We start from the raw sequence: 14155 nt of genomic DNA, 5'->3' as shown, positions 1-14155 counted from the left end.
GCGTCACGTTCGCCCGAAGGTCGCCCTTGGCAATGCTCTCGGCGGCATGGCTCATTTCTGCCAAATCCAGAGCCATGGTATTGATGGCGTCAATCATCTCCCCAAGGTCAGTCTGTCCGAAGGTATTGACGATAGCCACATCGGTCCTGCCCGTTGCGACGCGGCGCAGAGCTTGCCCGACGTCCCGAACAGGACGCAAAATGGAACGACCAATCAGAAGGCTGACGACCAGAACGGCGGCGATCACGGCCGCTACCAGGACGAACGTGCGAAACTCTGCCGCCTCCATGCCGGCGGCGAGTTCTTCAGTTCGAGCATGCCGCTCAGCAAGCTGCTCTGCGAGCACCTCCTCCGTCACCGCGTTGGCGCTTGCGACGGCTTTGCGGATTCGGGTTTCGGCCTCTTCAAGGGACGCGCTGCCTTCGACCCAGAGCTGGAACTGCTCAGAGTAGTTCTCCAGCAAGCCTCTGAGAGAACTGACTGTTTCTTTAGGAAGGGGGGATTGCTCGAGCGCCTCGGCCAGCGTCGTGACACCCTCGCCGAATTGGCCGACATATTTCGGGTCGCCTCGAAGCATGAAGTCCTTTTCGTTCCGCCGCAGCATCAGCATGTTGACGATCAAGCCATCCAGCGAAGCGTCGCCTTCGCCAGCCGTGTTCAGCCGGCTTTCTACTTCATGGACAGCTGCTCTGAGGCTGCCGATGATCCCTTGGTTCTGGCTGAAGCCCATCTCCTCCAGTTTCCGAGCATACCCTTCGGCCACGGAAGGCAGATCCTGCGTGAGAGGCCCGACCGCGGCGGTGACCACTCCGCCTTCTTCGACGGCCGCACTCACCTCATCTACGGCATTTAGAAGAGCCGTTTTCGTCTCTTCGCTGGGCTCGCCGGCAAACTCGTCGAGACTCGCGTCCACCCCGGCGAGCGCGGTGCGGACAGGCTCGGCTGCACCGGCCGATGCTTCTGCCTGGGCCAGACGCTGCTGAATCTCGCCGATATGGTGGTTCGAATTAATGAAGGTTGTTCCAAGGGCCAGCACTCCGACGGCCGCCGTCGCCGCCAGAGACAAGATCCGGCCGCGAACGCCGAACTTGAACAAGGATGACCCCTCGTGTTTCTCGGATGGAGTCTGGCTCGACATCAACAGGTTGGGCGGCGCCTTGGAACCGTCTGTGCGCTCAAATCTCGTGGACAACATCTTACCTTCCTTCGCAGCTTCCTGAGGTGATGGTCGGGCTGTGTCGGCGCGAACGCCGCTGTCACGTGGACCCACTAGATGCGAAGTGAGCGAAGTCCGTGCTGCCCCTCACACTGGTCCGCATTCACGTCTGTAGCTGTCATCAACTCGCCCGACCTTGGTCAACACGCCCGTACCAGCGGCGGATTAAGCTCGGGTTACCAATGAAGGCTGGTTCATTGGCGGGTAGCTGAAATACCGTCGGGCATTTTCGTAAAACGGTCAGTGGACGCCGATCTCTGCCGCGACGCGCAGCATCGGCATAGAGCGACGACCGGGCTGATCCAGACCCGGCCGGGGCCGCCCCGGGTATTGCAGATCGCTCTCAGGCCGCCATCGAAGCGCAGGTAAACAGCAGATAAACCTCCTGTCCGTCCAGGCGAAGTCTAAGCTGCTGCCGGTTCCGTGGACACTGGGCCAAGATTGCATAGCTCGGTCCTCGATCGCCACGGGGCTCAGGTAGCCTAGCTTTGAGTGGCGCCGCCTTTGATTTTAGAAGCGCTCGATGTAGTCGAACATGTCGGCTCGGGCAGCATTGCGACTGCGGTAGATCTTGCGGGCCGTCCGTTCGGTCTTGTGCGAAGAGAAGAAGCTCTCCATCGCCGAGTTGTCCCAAACGTTGCCGGCCCGCCTCATCAAGCAAGTGATGCCGTGTTCGAAGAGCAGGCGCTGGAACTGCTCGCTGGTGTATTGGGCGGTCTCAACCGGTCGTCGCAACACCCCGGTTAAAGGAGGTTGCGATGACGACAGGCAGACGAAGACCCGAGCGATCGACGAGGCGCAAGTTGCACTCTCCTGGTCGGCCCGGAGTGGCCAGGCGATCGGAGCGACACCTCTTCTGGGAGTTTGATTCCCTCAGACCTTTCCAGCGATGATGCTGCCAGCCAGGCCAATGGCGCGTCGCTAGGGCGGGCCGCTTCGAGGATATCGAGAGAGGTCTGAAGCAACGCCGCCACCCGCTCGGGCGGGTTCAGGACGAAATTCACGACCGCATCCGCGCTCAAGCCGGATCGAACCGGCGCAGCTTGAAAGCCGAAGTGCGCCCGGCTGATCCAGTCGACTATCGCATCCGCGCGCTGTGGTCGATACCTGCGCAACGACCTGCCAGTAGAACGCGAAGGCGTTAGCAAGCTATTCGAATGAGAGCCGGTCGTTTCACGGCAGCATCACGCCAAGCATCGTCGAGGACGGGGAGCACCCGTCGCTGCCGATCAGTCGTACGACGGCCATTACAGGAATGGACAACCGAGCCCGGCGGAGGCGAGGGTCTGGTACCGTGCAGCATCTCGTTCGAAAGGCCGAGAGCGGTGTGCGGAGCGACCTGAGCAAGCTAATCGACGTCACCGTCAGGGTTCCAAACCGCGAGCAGCTGGGCAACGCTCCCGACGTTATGGCGCTGGAGCAGCGGGAACAATTCGGGAAAAGATTCCTGAGCGCCCCCGGCTTGCGCTGAAGGACCGCCAGGTAATGACGCCAATCGTAAATCTTGCGTGGCGGGAGTTGGTGGCTGCGCTGGATCACCCGCACATGCTTACACAGGATTTTTCTTTCGGCTGCGACCACCAGCCTGTCGGGATAGACGCGGAGACTGACAGGGCGGTTCGCAAATGACGCCGGGACGCTGTAGCCTTGCGTCGGGAAAACGATCCCTGGATCGTTTCCTGATCCTCCTCATGCTCGAAGCTGATCAGGCACGTGGGCGAGACCCGCTTGCTCAGTTCGACAAAGCCATCGAAGGCGGGCGGCAACGGCATCAGCGCAGCTTGTTCTGTGGTCCGGCGGCCCCGGCACCGGCAAAACCCATGTCGCGGTCGTGCTGAAAGCACGCCTCCGGCGTGATCCTTGGCGCGCAGGCCGTCGAACATCACCGCCGCAAGGTCCGCTTCTTTTCGACTATCGAGATGGTCAACACTCTCGAACAGGAGAAGGCCAAAGGGGAAGGCTGGGCAGCTTGCCGAAAGCCTCACAAAGCTCGATCTCGTGATCCTGGACGAGCTGGGCTACCTGCCGTTCTCTGCCTCGGGCGCGCTGCTCTTCCACCTGGCTCGAGCAGGCTCTACGAACGCACCAGCGTCGTCATCACCACCAACCTGAGCTTCAGCGAATGGGCCACCATCTTCGGCGACGCCAGGATGACCACCGCTCTGCTCGACCGCCTGACACATCGCTGCCACATCCTCGAGACCGGAAACGACAGCTTTCGCTTCAAGGCCAGTTCGACCGCGGCTGCGCGGAAAACGAAGGAGGATACTCATGCCTTGACCGAAGCCTGACCCCCGAAAGACAACCTGAAGGTGGCTCAGTTCTCGATGGAAAACCCAGTTCACTTCTGGGTGGAAATCAACAATGGGAGTGGAAGACGCCGCTTCCCGCCTATCGAAGATCTTTGCGAGCCAGACTGCACCTGCCATTCTTGGCTCGGTGAAGCCAGCCCCAGGGGGAAGGTTGGCTACTCTTTGGCCAATCCAAGGATTTCCTACAAAAGAAATCGCTAGGGGCCCCGGCTCACGCCGACGCCCCTTACATCATGTCCGGCGAAATTCAGTGGAGCTTGCGACCCACGGTATCGATCGACTGGTCGATCAGCGTGGCCGACCGCGCGGTGTCCATCTGCTCGCTCAGCACCTTGCGCGCGGCGGCAACGGCAACCTCGACGGCCTCGTTGCGGACGCTGCGCTTGGCGTCGTCCTCGGCCTGCGCGATCTGATCCTTCGCGGCGGCCAGACGACGCTCGACCGAGCGGTCGAGATCGCGCTTTGCCTGCTCGCCCTGGGCCCGCGCCTCTTCCCGCGCAGAGGCGACGATGCGGTCGGCCTGGTCCTGAACCTCTTTCTGCTTGCGCTCGTAGGAGGCCAGCAGCGTCTGCGCCTCTTCACGCAGCTCGCGCGCCTCGGCAAGGTCGGACCGGATCCCCTCGGCACGGTTGTCGAGCATCTTCACCAGCGTCGACGGCACGCGGTAGTAAAGCAGAATGCCGACGAAGACGAGGAAGCCCAGCCAGACAACGAAGTTCGTGTTGTTGAGCGAGAAGAACGGGCCGGTCGCGGCAAGGGCGGGGGCCGGTACGGCAAGCGCTGCGGCGGTCAGGATACGGCGCATCAGGCGGTGCCTCCCATCTTTTCGGTCACGGCGCGGCCGACCTGCTGGCTGTCCGCCTCTCCGCCAAGGGCGGCAACGAGGGCTTCGGCCGTTTCGCGGGCAATCTGCTCGACGTTGGCCGTGGCACTCTGCCGGATCTCGGCGATGCGCGTCTCGCTCTCGGCCTGCTGCTCGGCGATCTGGGCGTCGGCGCGTTGCATCGCCCGGTCCAGCTCGGCCTGCAATTCGGCACGGTTCTCTTCCGAGATGCGATGCGCCTCGGCGCGCGCAGTCGCGAGCGACTTCTCGTAGGCTTTCTCGGCCTCGGACGCCTTGAGCTTCAGCTCTTCGGCGGCGGCGATGTCGTTCGTGATCGTCCCTTGCCGCTCGGCCAGGACGGCCCCGATCCGCGGCAGTGCGATGCGGGACAGAATGAAATAGATCGCGACAAGCGCGACGATGAGCCAGAAGATCTGGTTCGGATAGGACGAGGGATCGAGCTGCGGCATACCGGAGGCAACGGCGTCGCCTTCGCCCAGCACGGACTCTCTCGGATCGGTAGCCATCGGCGTCTCCCTGGAAACAGTCGTCCGGAGGCCCGTCTGTGCAGGCCCCCGGTATCGGAGAGGTCAGACGTCGATCAGACGGCGAACATCAGCAGCAGAGCGACGAGGAACGAGAAGATCCCGAGCGCTTCCGCGAACGCGATGCCGATGAACAGCGTGGCGGTCTGCGACGCGGCAGCCGACGGATTGCGCAGGGCGCCGTTCAGGAAGTTAGCGGCCACGTTGCCGACGCCGAGCGCCGCAATGCCGGAACCCAGGCCCGCGAGGCCCGCACCGATGAACTGACCGAGGGTCGAAATATCGCCTTCCATTGAACTCTCTCCTTGGATTGGAAGTGGCGTGAGACACGCGGGATCAGCCCCGCGCGCCGCATCTCAGTGATGGGGGTGAAGCGCGTCCTTGAGGTAGACGCAGGTGAGGATGGTGAACACGTAGGCCTGGATGAACGCCACCAGCACTTCGAGCGCAAAGATCGCGGTGATCGCCAGGATCGGAACGACCGCGAAGATGCCAAGCGCGCCGGCAAAGCCCGCGAACACCTTGAGCACCGCGTGGCCGGCCATGATGTTGCCGGCAAGACGGATGGAGTGGCTGACCGGGCGCACGAAGTAGGACACGAGTTCGATGATCGCGAGGATCGGGCGCAGCGCCAGCGGCGCCGACGACACCCAGAACAGGCGCAGGAAGCTCGCGCCGTTCAGGACGAAGCCCAGGATCGTCACGCCGAGGAACACGATCAGCGCCAGCACCGCCGTCACGGCGATGTGGGCGGTCGGCGAGAAGCTCATCGGGATCAGCGCGAGGAAGTTCGCGAGCACGATGAACATGAACAGCGTCATCACATAGGGGAAGTACTTGACCGCATCGCGGCCCGTCACGTCCTCGACCATCTTGTAGATGAAACCGTAGGCAAGTTCGGCCACCGACTGGACACGGCCCGGGATCACCGCGCGGCCACGTGTGCCCAGGACCAGCAGCAGCGCCGTGCAGAGCACCGCGAGCAGCATCCACAGGGCGGCGTTGGTCAGGGTGAACATGCCGACCGCACCGTCCGAGAACAGCGGCTGGACGATGAACTGCTCCATCGGGTGGATGTTGAAGCCCGAGCCGCCCGCCGCGGCGGCATCCACCTCGTGCAGAACGACAACATCGCCCCCGAGGTTCGCGCCGTTTTCAACTATCGTCGCCGCTTCGTGCTGCGCCATCGTCGTCCCTCGTCTCATCGGGCGACGTCTCGCCCAGCTTCACATCTTTCGCGGTTCTTAGCATCACGTTGATGCCGGCCGCGAAGCCCACGAATACGAACAGCACCAGGAAGATCGGCATTGTGCCGAACAGGCTGTCCAGCCCGTACCCGATGCCGAAACCCATGACCAGGCCGGTCACAAGCTCGATGACCATCCGGTATGCCACTTCGGCCCCCGAATAGCCCTGCCCCGTCGTGCTGGGGGGAGGCGCGTCGCGGCGCCTGCGCTCGGCCAACCGCTTTTCGAGCGCCGTCATCCGGGCGCGCGTCTCCTCGTCCACCATTCGGGGGAACCCCTCGACAGTTGCGGCGGACCCTATGGCGGGGGGATCATCCCGTCAAGATAGGTAAAAGCGTTGCGAAACAGAGGCATACCAGCCGGGGAGCCGTCGCTTCATATTCAACGATCCGGTTGAATATGAAGCGAAACCGCTTGTCAGCGCGCCGCAGCCCGGCGATGACGGGTGCATGCCCGACCCGCTCGACCTTGCCTTCGCCGCGCTGGCCGATCCCACGCGGCGCCGCATCCTCGCGATTCTGCTCGAGGACGACATGGCCGTGACCGACGTGGCCGCACCCTTCCCGGTGTCGCTGGCCGCGATCTCCAAGCACCTCGCGATCCTCACCCGCGCGGGCCTCGTCAGTCAGGAACGGCGTGGGCGCGTCGTGTGGTGCAAGCTTGAACCGGATGCGCTGCGCGCCGCCTCGGTCTGGATGCAGGGCTTCGGCCAGTTCGATGCGGTCGAGCTCGACCAGTTCGAACGCTTTCTCGCCGCAGAACGCCTGCTGCCGCCCGAGAAGGACGAGGCGCCCTAGCGCGTCACGCCTTCCCAGGTCACGGCCGCCGCCTTCAGGTGGCGCAGGAAGCTCTGGACCTTGGCGCTGCGATGCAGGTCCACATGCGTCACGAGCCAGAGCGGCACGCACCACTCGTCCCGCGGCGGCATCACCTGGACCAGCCCGTGCGCATTCGATGACGTTGCGAAACCCAGTCCCGCCCCCGCCCGGACTGCGTCCAGCATCACCCGCGCGTCGGGCGTGCGCAGGACGATCCGCGCCTCGGGGACCGCGTCGGCCAGCCAGCGGAAGAATGCCGCGCGCGAGGCGAGATCCTCGGGGCCGACGAAGTCGTGGTTCGCCAGGTCCGCGTCGCTCTCGGGCCGGCCGCGCGCTTGCAGGTAGCTCTCGTGCGCATAAAGCGCGAAATCGAGCCGTCCCAGCGACTGCACCACGTTGTCGGGATCGTCCGGCGCGTTGCCGGCCCGGATCGCCACATGCGCCTCGCCGTATTCCAGCCGAAACACCCGCTCGCCGTGCAGCGCATGGACCGTCACGTCCGGATGCGCCTGCTGGAACCCGACCAGAACCGGGGTGAGCAGGGCGGACAGCGTCTCGAGCGACGTGATCACCAGGTCCCCGCCGACCCCCTCGCCCTTGCCCTTCAGCCGCCCGGCGAGCTGCGCGAACTGGTCATCCGTGGCCTGCGCCACGCGCAGCAGGTCGTGCCCGGCCTCGGTGGGGGTGTAGCCGCGGGCATGACGCTGGAACAACTTGACGCCCAACTGCCCCTCGAGCGCGTCAATATGACGAATGACCGTGGCGTGGTGCACCCCCAGGGCCTGCGCCGCGCCGCTGACCGTGCCCACACGCGCCACCTGATAGGCGGTGCGCACTTCGTCCCATGTGGAAATTGCCATCGCTTCGTCTGTGCTTTTGTGAACAGATGCCGGCTAAATACGATCCTTCTCTATGAATGTCCAGCAGCATAGGTCCTTCGTCATCAGCGAACACGAAAGGACATTCGCCATGAAACGCACCATTGCCGCGACCACGATCGCCCTCGCCGCCCTGACCGCGCCGGTCTTTGCGCAGACCGCACAGCAGGACGTCCAGTCGCCTGCTCCGCAGCAGGTAAGCCGCGACGTCAACGGCTTCCGCATCGCCGACGATGCGCAGGACGCCCACAGCCCCCGCGTCCAGCAGATCTTCGACGAACTGCGTGCCGAAAAGGGCACTGGCACCACCAACTGACGGGCCAGACGGAACTCATTGCGGAGCGACCGGTTTTCCCGCCAATCACTGACAGGAGCCGTGCCATGAATTCGACCGCCCGCAATGTTGCCCTCGCCACAGCGGCCACCGTTCTTCCGGCCGCTGCGGCAGCTCTGACCTATCCCGACCGGACGCGCCGGCTGGGGCACGTCATCGGCGACCGCATGACCGGTCTGCTCGAAGACACGCCCACGCATGGCCGGCGCGTCCAGCACGCGCTCACCGATCGCGCGCAAGAGATCTACGGCGCCGGCGCCGCCGAGTTCGAGGATCGCACCCGTCGCATCATGCACACGCTCGAAGAGCTGACGCACCGCCTCGATCGCAGGGTCCGCGGCGAGCCCGAAATCGAGCATCACACCCCAGTGGCCCTGATCTGCGGCGGGATTGCCGCGGCGCTGATCATCCCCACGGTCCTGACGGCAGTCTTCGCCCCGCAAAAGCTGCGGGACGCCCGCGATGCCGTGACCGGCTACTTCTCGGACGAGGAAGAGATCGGCAAGGAGCTGACCCGCATGTCCGAACGGCTCGAGTCGCTCTCGGCCGATATCGCGAGGCAGCGCGACAGCAACTTTGACGACGTGGTGAGCCAAGCCAAGAAGGATGGCTGACCACCGGGTGCGCCCGGTGCTGCGCGCCGGACTTGCCCTCGCCTTCCTCTACCTCGGCCTGACCAGGCTCTTCGGCCTTCCTGCAGGCCCCGATGCCGACCTCGGCTTCGGGGCCTGGCCGCGTTACCTGACAGGCACGATCGAGACGCTTGGCGCGCTTGCCCTCTGGACCCCTGCCGCACCGCTGGCCGCGCTGGCGCTGATGGTGACACTGGTGATTGACTTCGCGGCGCGGGTGCTTTTCGTCGGCCCGCCGGTCCTGCACCTTCTCGCGCTCTTCCTTGCGACCACGGCTCTGCTGGTGCTCGACCTGCGCCGCGGTTGACAGGGGCGCGCCCTTCCCATATCTCCACCGGCGATTCCGGAAGTGTATTGCTTCCGGTCCCGGCACGCCGCCGGGATCGCCCCCCGCCAGCGAGTTTCGCCCGCGGGGGCGTTCGTCGTATGCAACAACGGGGGCACCCGCGCCATGTTCGAGAACCTGTCCGAGCGCCTCTCCGGCGTCTTCGACCGCCTCACCAAGCAGGGCGCCCTGTCCGCAGAAGACGTCAAGACCGCCCTCCGCGAGGTCCGCGTCGCCCTTCTCGAGGCCGACGTCTCCCTTCCCGTGGCGCGCGACTTCGTCAAGCGGGTGCAGGACAAAGCCACCGGCCAGGCGGTCACGAAGTCGATCACTCCCGGCCAGCAGGTCGTCAAGATCGTCCATGACGAGCTGGTCCACACCCTCGCCGGCGACACCGAAGACCCCGGCAAGCTGCGCATCGACAGCCCCCCTGCCCCGATCCTGATGGTCGGCCTTCAGGGCTCGGGCAAGACGACAACCACTGCCAAGCTCGCCAAGCGCCTCAAGGATCGCGACGGCAAGCGGGTGCTGATGGCGTCGCTCGACACCAACCGCCCCGCCGCAATGGAGCAGTTGCAGATCCTCGGCGTCCAGATCGGCGTCGACACCCTGCCCATCGTCAAGGGCGAGACGCCCGTCCAGATCGCCCGCCGCGCCAAGACGCAGGCGTCCCTGGGCGGCTACGACGTCTACATGCTCGACACCGCCGGGCGCCTCCATATCGACCAGGAGCTGATCCAGCAGGCCGCCGAGGTGCGCGACGTCGCCAACCCGCGTGAGACCCTCCTTGTCGTGGACGGCCTGACTGGACAGGACGCCGTGAATGTCGCGACCGAGTTCGACGACAAGATCGGCGTCTCGGGCGTCGTGCTGACCCGGATGGACGGCGACGGCCGCGGCGGTGCTGCGCTGTCGATGCGCGCCGTCACCGGCAAGCCGATCCGCTTCGTGGGCTTGGGCGAAAAGATGGACGCCCTCGAAACCTTCGAGCCCGAGCGTATCGCCGGCCGCATCCTCGGCATGGGCGACATCGTGGCGCTGGTGGAAAAGGCGCAGCAGACGCTCGAGGCCGAACAGGCCGAGCGCATGATGCGGCGCTTCCAGAAGGGTCAGTTCAACATGAACGACCTGCGCCAGCAGCTTGAGCAGATGATCAAGATGGGCGGCATGGAAGGGCTGATGGGCATGATGCCCGGCATGGGCAAGATGCAGAAGCAGGTCGCCGAGGCCGGCATGGACGACAAGGTCCTGACCCGCCAGATCGCCCTGATCCAGTCCATGACCAAGAAGGAACGGGCCAACCCGCAGATCCTCCAGGCTTCCCGCAAGAAGCGGATCGCCCAGGGTGCGGGCATGGAAGTGTCGGACCTGAACAAGCTTCTCAAGATGCACCGGCAGATGGCGGACATGATGAAGAAGATGGGCAAGGGCGGCATGATGAAGAAGATGATGTCGCAAATGATGGGCAAGGGCGCCCCGTCCGAGGCCGACATGGCCGCGGCGCAGGCCCAGATGCAGAAGGGCATGGGTGGAATGGGCGGCATGGGCGGCCAAAACCCGTTCGGCGGCGCCGGTGGCCTGCCCTCCGGCCTTTCGGGCTTCGGAAAGAAGAAGTGAGCACGCCCCGTCCCTTCCCGCGCATCGGCCGTCCCGGCGCTGCGCCCACCGTCTCGACCGAGCGTCTGACGCTGCGGCCCATGACGCTGGACGACTGGCCGGCCTATCGCGACACGATGGGCAGCGACCGCAGCGTGCATATGGGCGGCCCCTTTGCGCTGAACGCGGCCTGGGCTATGTTCACCTCGGACATCGCCGGCTGGCACCTGACCGGCGCCGGCGCGCTGGCCATCGACGCCGGCCGCACCACGGTCGGCCAAGCTGTCCTGAACGACATCCCGGCCTTCCCCGACCTCGAACTGGGCTGGATGCTCTACGACGGCCACGAGGGGCAGGGCTACGCCACCGAAGCCGCCGCCGCCCTGCTGGACTGGGCGCGGGTCGAGCTGACGCCGCCGAGCCTCGTGTCCTACGTCGCGCCCGGCAATCAGCGCTCGGCCGAGGTGGCGCGCCGCATCGGCGGCATCGAGGACGCGGCCGCCCCGCGCCCCGAGCCCGAGACCCTCGTCTTCCGACATTTGGGAGAGGCCGCATGAGCGAGCCGACCCTCGACGAACTCCGCGACCGGATCGACCGCCTCGACGCGATCCTGATCCACACCCTCGCGGAACGCTTTCGCCAGACCGCCAAGGTCGGCGACCTCAAGGCCCGAGGCGGGATGCCCGCCCTCGACCCCGACCGCGAGGCGCGCCAGCGCGCCCGCATCGATGCGCTCGCGTCCGAAACGGGGCTCGACCCCGAGATCGCGCGCCAGATACACGGCCTGATCGTTGATCGGGTCAAGGAAAACCACCGGAAAATCTCAGGAGAACAATGACATGGCTATGAAAATCCGGCTCGCCCGTGGCGGCTCCAAGAAGCGCCCCCACTACTCGATCGTGGCCGCCGACAGCCGCTATGCCCGTGACGGTCGCTTTGCCGAAAAGCTGGGCACCTACAACCCGCTCCTCGCCAAGGACGACGAGCGCCGCGTCATCATGGACATGGAGCGCGTGCAGTACTGGCTGTCCCACGGCGCCCAGCCGACCGACCGCGTCTCGCGCTTCCTCGAAGCCGCCGGCGTGATCGAGAAGAAAGAGCGCGCCAACCTCGAGAAGGCGAAGCCCGGCAAGAAGGCGCAGGAGCGTGCGCAGCAAAAGGCCGACAAGGCCGCTGCCGCCGCCGAAGCCCCTGCCGAAGAAACCGCGGAGTAATCCGCGCCTTGGCCACCTATCGGCCACACGCGACCGGCCAGATCCGGGCGGACATCCGCCCGGGCCTGCCCGGTGCGCCAGCACCTGGAGACGAGGCATGAGCCGCACCTGCGTCGGCGCGATCACCGGCTCCTACGGCATCCGCGGAGAGGTCCGGCTCAAGAGCTTCTGCGGCCAGCCCGAGGCCATCGCCGCCTACTCCCCCGTCGAGACCGAGGACGGGCGCAAGTTCGACATCCGCCTCGGCGCGACCCTCAAGGCCGGCTTTGCCGCCCGCCTCAGCGGCATCACCACGCCCGAAGAGGCCGATGCGCTCAAGGGCGTGCGGCTCTACGTGCCCCGGGATCGCCTGCCCGAGACGGACGAGGACGAATTCTACCACATGGACCTCGTGGGGATGGAGGTCGTCGATACTGGCGGTGCGTCGCTCGGCCGGGTGCAGGGCGTGTTCGAACAGGGCGGCAACGACCTGCTCGAAATCGTCTCTCCCGGACGGTCCGACACGCTGCTGGTCCCCTTCACGAGGGCCATCGTGCCGACGGTGGACCTTGCCGCGAAGCGAATCGTGGTGGACCCGCCCGAAGGTCTGCTCGAAGACTGAGGAACCGCACGTGCCGGGCGGCGGTTGGCGTGGTGAACGGCGGTGTGACCGCTCCTAACCAAGCAAGGCTTTCGTCTATGCTCGAACTTATCCTCATCCTTCTGGCGGTGGCTGCCATCGCCGCACTTTTCGGCTTCGGCCGCGTTTCGGGTATCGCTCTGACCGGGGCAAAGGTCCTGATCTTCATCGCGTTGATCGCGTTCCTCCTGATCCTGTTCGGAATCATCGCGATCGCCTGAGGTCGGGGGGCGCTGCCCCCCGCCTTCCCGATCTTGACAAAACACCGCCCCGGGGCCACCCGAGCGGCCATGTCCGACACCCCTTCGCGGTCCCACGGCCGCCTCAGCATCTCAGCGTCCAACGCGCCGCGCGACCTCATGGACGGCCCCCCGCCCCTGCGCGGCGCGTGGGAAGCACGCGTCATCACCCTCTTCCCCGAGGCGTTTCCGGGCACGCTCGGCCTCAGCCTGACCGGTCGGGCGTTGCAGGAAGGGTTGTGGCGGCTGACGCCGATTGACCTGCGCCCCTTTGGCGAGGGCAAGCACCGCAACGTCGACGACACGCCCACCGGTGGCGGCGCCGGCATGGTCCTGCGCCCCGACGTGGTGGACCGCGCCCTGCGGATGGCCGCCAGCGGCACCCCCGCCGACCGCGCCGCTTGGCCGGTGATCTACCTGTCGCCGCGGGGCAAGCCGTTCGACCAGCGCACCGCCGAGCGCCTCAGCCGTGCCCAGGGAATGACCCTGCTCTGCGGGCGGTTCGAAGGGGTCGACCAGCGCGTGCTCGATTCGCATGAGATCGAAGAGGTCAGTCTTGGCGACTTCGTGATGACCGGCGGAGAGATCGCCGCGCAGGCCTTGATCGACGCGGCCGTGCGCCTTATACCGCGCGTGCTCGGGAATCAAGCCAGCACGGAGGAGGAGTCTTTCTCCGACAACCTGCTTGAGCACCCCCAGTACACGAAACCCAGCCTCTGGTCCGGCTTTGAGACACCCGAAGTTCTTCTTTCGGGCCATCACGGCAAGATCGCGGAATGGCGGCGGGTCCAGGCCGAAAGGCTGACGAAGGAACGGCGACCTGATCTCTGGCGGGCTTACTGTGCGGCGCATGGTAGGGACCCGGGCGAAGACCAAGAGCTCTGAGGCGCAAAGACACCTCCGGGGGCAAACCCTGGGCAGAGATAGGAGTGACAGGCATGGACCTGATTGCACAACTCGAAGCCGAGCAGATTCAAGAGCTCGGCAAGGAGATCCCGGACTTCAAGGCCGGCGACACGATCCGCGTGGGCTACAAGGTGACCGAGGGCACCCGCACCCGCGTTCAGAACTACGAAGGCGTCTGCATCAGCCGCAAGAACGGCCAGGGCATCGCCGGCTCGTTCACCGTGCGCAAGATCAGCTTCGGCGAGGGCGTGGAGCGCGTGTTCCCCCTCTACTCGACCAACATCGACTCGATCACGGTCGTCCGTCGCGGCAAGGTGCGCCGCTCGAAGCTGTATTACCTGCGGTCGCGCCGCGGCAAGTCGGCCCGTATCGCCGAGCAGACGAACTACCGCGCCCCCAAGGCGGGCTCGGGCGCCACTTCCTCGCAGACCGACAAGTAAGGACGCCGACG

Annotated in this window: 19 protein-coding genes and 3 pseudogenes; 13 read left to right on the top strand and 9 right to left on the bottom strand. The window is 65.5% G+C overall.

Annotation, left to right across the window (positions count from 1 at the left end):
* The 3 genes and pseudogenes from ACFDS3_RS05990 to ACFDS3_RS05980 all read right to left on the bottom strand — a co-directional run.
* Nucleotides 1-1096 (bottom strand): HAMP domain-containing protein (locus tag ACFDS3_RS05990; RefSeq protein WP_375261432.1); only part of this gene is annotated, 1096 nt, incomplete at its 3' end.
* 570 nt (nucleotides 1097-1666) lie between these two features.
* Nucleotides 1667-1930, bottom strand: a pseudogene (locus tag ACFDS3_RS05985) (IS3 family transposase); the annotation flags it as partial.
* A gap of 720 nt (nucleotides 1931-2650) precedes the next feature.
* Nucleotides 2651-3003 (bottom strand): annotated as a pseudogene (locus ACFDS3_RS05980) (hypothetical protein); the annotation flags it as partial.
* Here ACFDS3_RS05980 and ACFDS3_RS05975 point away from each other — a divergent pair.
* A pseudogene (locus tag ACFDS3_RS05975) lies at nucleotides 2952-3507 on the top strand (ATP-binding protein); the annotation flags it as partial. The pseudogenes ACFDS3_RS05980 and ACFDS3_RS05975 overlap by 52 nt on opposite strands.
* Nucleotides 3508-3775: 268 nt before the next feature.
* On the opposite strand, the gene ACFDS3_RS05970 reads toward ACFDS3_RS05975, so the two are convergent.
* The 5 genes from ACFDS3_RS05970 to ACFDS3_RS05950 form a co-directional block, all read right to left on the bottom strand.
* Nucleotides 3776-4333, bottom strand: coding sequence for a F0F1 ATP synthase subunit B (locus tag ACFDS3_RS05970; RefSeq protein WP_375261431.1), 558 nt, complete (start codon nucleotides 4331-4333; stop codon nucleotides 3776-3778).
* Nucleotides 4333-4878, bottom strand: coding sequence for a F0F1 ATP synthase subunit B' (locus tag ACFDS3_RS05965; RefSeq protein ID WP_375261430.1), 546 nt, complete (start codon nucleotides 4876-4878; stop codon nucleotides 4333-4335). The genes ACFDS3_RS05970 and ACFDS3_RS05965 overlap by 1 nt, the downstream gene beginning before the upstream one ends.
* Before the next feature lie 74 nt (nucleotides 4879-4952).
* Nucleotides 4953-5189: a F0F1 ATP synthase subunit C gene (locus tag ACFDS3_RS05960; RefSeq protein WP_085853053.1), complete on the bottom strand. Its 237-nt coding sequence runs from the start codon at nucleotides 5187-5189 to the stop codon at nucleotides 4953-4955.
* A gap of 63 nt (nucleotides 5190-5252) precedes the next feature.
* Entirely contained in the window at nucleotides 5253-5963 is a 711-nt protein-coding gene (locus ACFDS3_RS05955; RefSeq protein WP_375261434.1) for a F0F1 ATP synthase subunit A, read from the bottom strand.
* 88 nt (nucleotides 5964-6051) lie between these two features.
* Nucleotides 6052-6408 (bottom strand): AtpZ/AtpI family protein, encoded by a 357-nt coding sequence (locus tag ACFDS3_RS05950; protein WP_375261429.1) that lies wholly within the window; start codon nucleotides 6406-6408, stop codon nucleotides 6052-6054.
* A 184-nt stretch (nucleotides 6409-6592) separates the two neighbouring features.
* On the opposite strand from ACFDS3_RS05950, the gene ACFDS3_RS05945 reads away from it, so the two are divergent.
* The gene (locus ACFDS3_RS05945) at nucleotides 6593-6940 is read left to right on the top strand and encodes an ArsR/SmtB family transcription factor (RefSeq protein ID WP_375261428.1); all 348 of its coding nucleotides are present in this window, start codon (nucleotides 6593-6595) and stop codon (nucleotides 6938-6940) included.
* On the opposite strand, the gene ACFDS3_RS05940 is transcribed toward ACFDS3_RS05945, so the two are convergent.
* Nucleotides 6937-7815: a LysR family transcriptional regulator gene (locus ACFDS3_RS05940; RefSeq protein WP_375261433.1), complete on the bottom strand. Its 879-nt coding sequence runs from the start codon at nucleotides 7813-7815 to the stop codon at nucleotides 6937-6939. The genes ACFDS3_RS05945 and ACFDS3_RS05940 overlap by 4 nt on opposite strands.
* Nucleotides 7816-7930: 115 nt before the next feature.
* Here ACFDS3_RS05940 and ACFDS3_RS05935 point away from each other — a divergent pair, with 115 nt between their 5' ends.
* The 11 genes from ACFDS3_RS05935 to rplS all read left to right on the top strand — a co-directional run bounded on the left by ACFDS3_RS05935 (nucleotide 7931) and on the right by rplS (nucleotide 14144).
* Nucleotides 7931-8155 carry a hypothetical protein gene (locus ACFDS3_RS05935; protein WP_375261427.1) on the top strand — a complete coding sequence of 75 codons (225 nt, stop codon included), beginning with the start codon at nucleotides 7931-7933 and terminating at the stop codon, nucleotides 8153-8155.
* 65 nt (nucleotides 8156-8220) lie between these two features.
* Nucleotides 8221-8787 (top strand): hypothetical protein, encoded by a 567-nt coding sequence (locus ACFDS3_RS05930; RefSeq protein ID WP_375261426.1) that lies wholly within the window; start codon nucleotides 8221-8223, stop codon nucleotides 8785-8787.
* Nucleotides 8780-9112: a hypothetical protein gene (locus ACFDS3_RS05925; protein ID WP_375261425.1), complete on the top strand. Its 333-nt coding sequence runs from the start codon at nucleotides 8780-8782 to the stop codon at nucleotides 9110-9112. Before ACFDS3_RS05930 ends, ACFDS3_RS05925 begins: the two co-directional genes overlap by 8 nt.
* Nucleotides 9113-9256: 144 nt before the next feature.
* Nucleotides 9257-10747, top strand: coding sequence for a signal recognition particle protein (gene ffh / locus ACFDS3_RS05920; protein ID WP_375261424.1), 1491 nt, complete (start codon nucleotides 9257-9259; stop codon nucleotides 10745-10747).
* Nucleotides 10744-11283 carry a GNAT family N-acetyltransferase gene (locus ACFDS3_RS05915; RefSeq protein WP_375261423.1) on the top strand — a complete coding sequence of 180 codons (540 nt, stop codon included), beginning with the start codon at nucleotides 10744-10746 and terminating at the stop codon, nucleotides 11281-11283. Before ffh ends, ACFDS3_RS05915 begins: the two co-directional genes overlap by 4 nt.
* The gene (locus ACFDS3_RS05910; RefSeq protein WP_375261422.1) at nucleotides 11280-11564 is read left to right on the top strand and encodes a chorismate mutase; all 285 of its coding nucleotides are present in this window, start codon (nucleotides 11280-11282) and stop codon (nucleotides 11562-11564) included. Before ACFDS3_RS05915 ends, ACFDS3_RS05910 begins: the two co-directional genes overlap by 4 nt.
* Before the next feature lies 1 nt (nucleotide 11565).
* Entirely contained in the window at nucleotides 11566-11940 is a 375-nt protein-coding gene (rpsP, locus tag ACFDS3_RS05905) for a 30S ribosomal protein S16 (RefSeq protein WP_375261421.1), read from the top strand.
* Between the two features lie 97 nt (nucleotides 11941-12037).
* The gene (gene rimM / locus ACFDS3_RS05900; RefSeq protein WP_375261420.1) at nucleotides 12038-12541 is read left to right on the top strand and encodes a ribosome maturation factor RimM; all 504 of its coding nucleotides are present in this window, start codon (nucleotides 12038-12040) and stop codon (nucleotides 12539-12541) included.
* A gap of 77 nt (nucleotides 12542-12618) precedes the next feature.
* Entirely contained in the window at nucleotides 12619-12780 is a 162-nt protein-coding gene (locus ACFDS3_RS05895) for a DUF1328 family protein (protein ID WP_375261419.1), read from the top strand.
* A gap of 69 nt (nucleotides 12781-12849) precedes the next feature.
* The gene (trmD, locus tag ACFDS3_RS05890; RefSeq protein ID WP_375261418.1) at nucleotides 12850-13683 is read left to right on the top strand and encodes a tRNA (guanosine(37)-N1)-methyltransferase TrmD; all 834 of its coding nucleotides are present in this window, start codon (nucleotides 12850-12852) and stop codon (nucleotides 13681-13683) included.
* Nucleotides 13684-13736: 53 nt separating this feature from the next.
* Nucleotides 13737-14144, top strand: a complete 408-nt coding sequence (gene rplS / locus ACFDS3_RS05885) for a 50S ribosomal protein L19 (RefSeq protein ID WP_375261417.1) — start codon at nucleotides 13737-13739, stop codon at nucleotides 14142-14144.
* Nucleotides 14145-14155 lie beyond the last annotated feature (11 nt).

Source organism: Palleronia sp. (genome assembly GCF_042089775.1).
Lineage (GTDB): Bacteria > Pseudomonadota > Alphaproteobacteria > Rhodobacterales > Rhodobacteraceae > Palleronia.
Note: the sequence above shows the minus strand (reverse complement) of the source record. Positions and strands in the feature narration are given on the sequence as shown.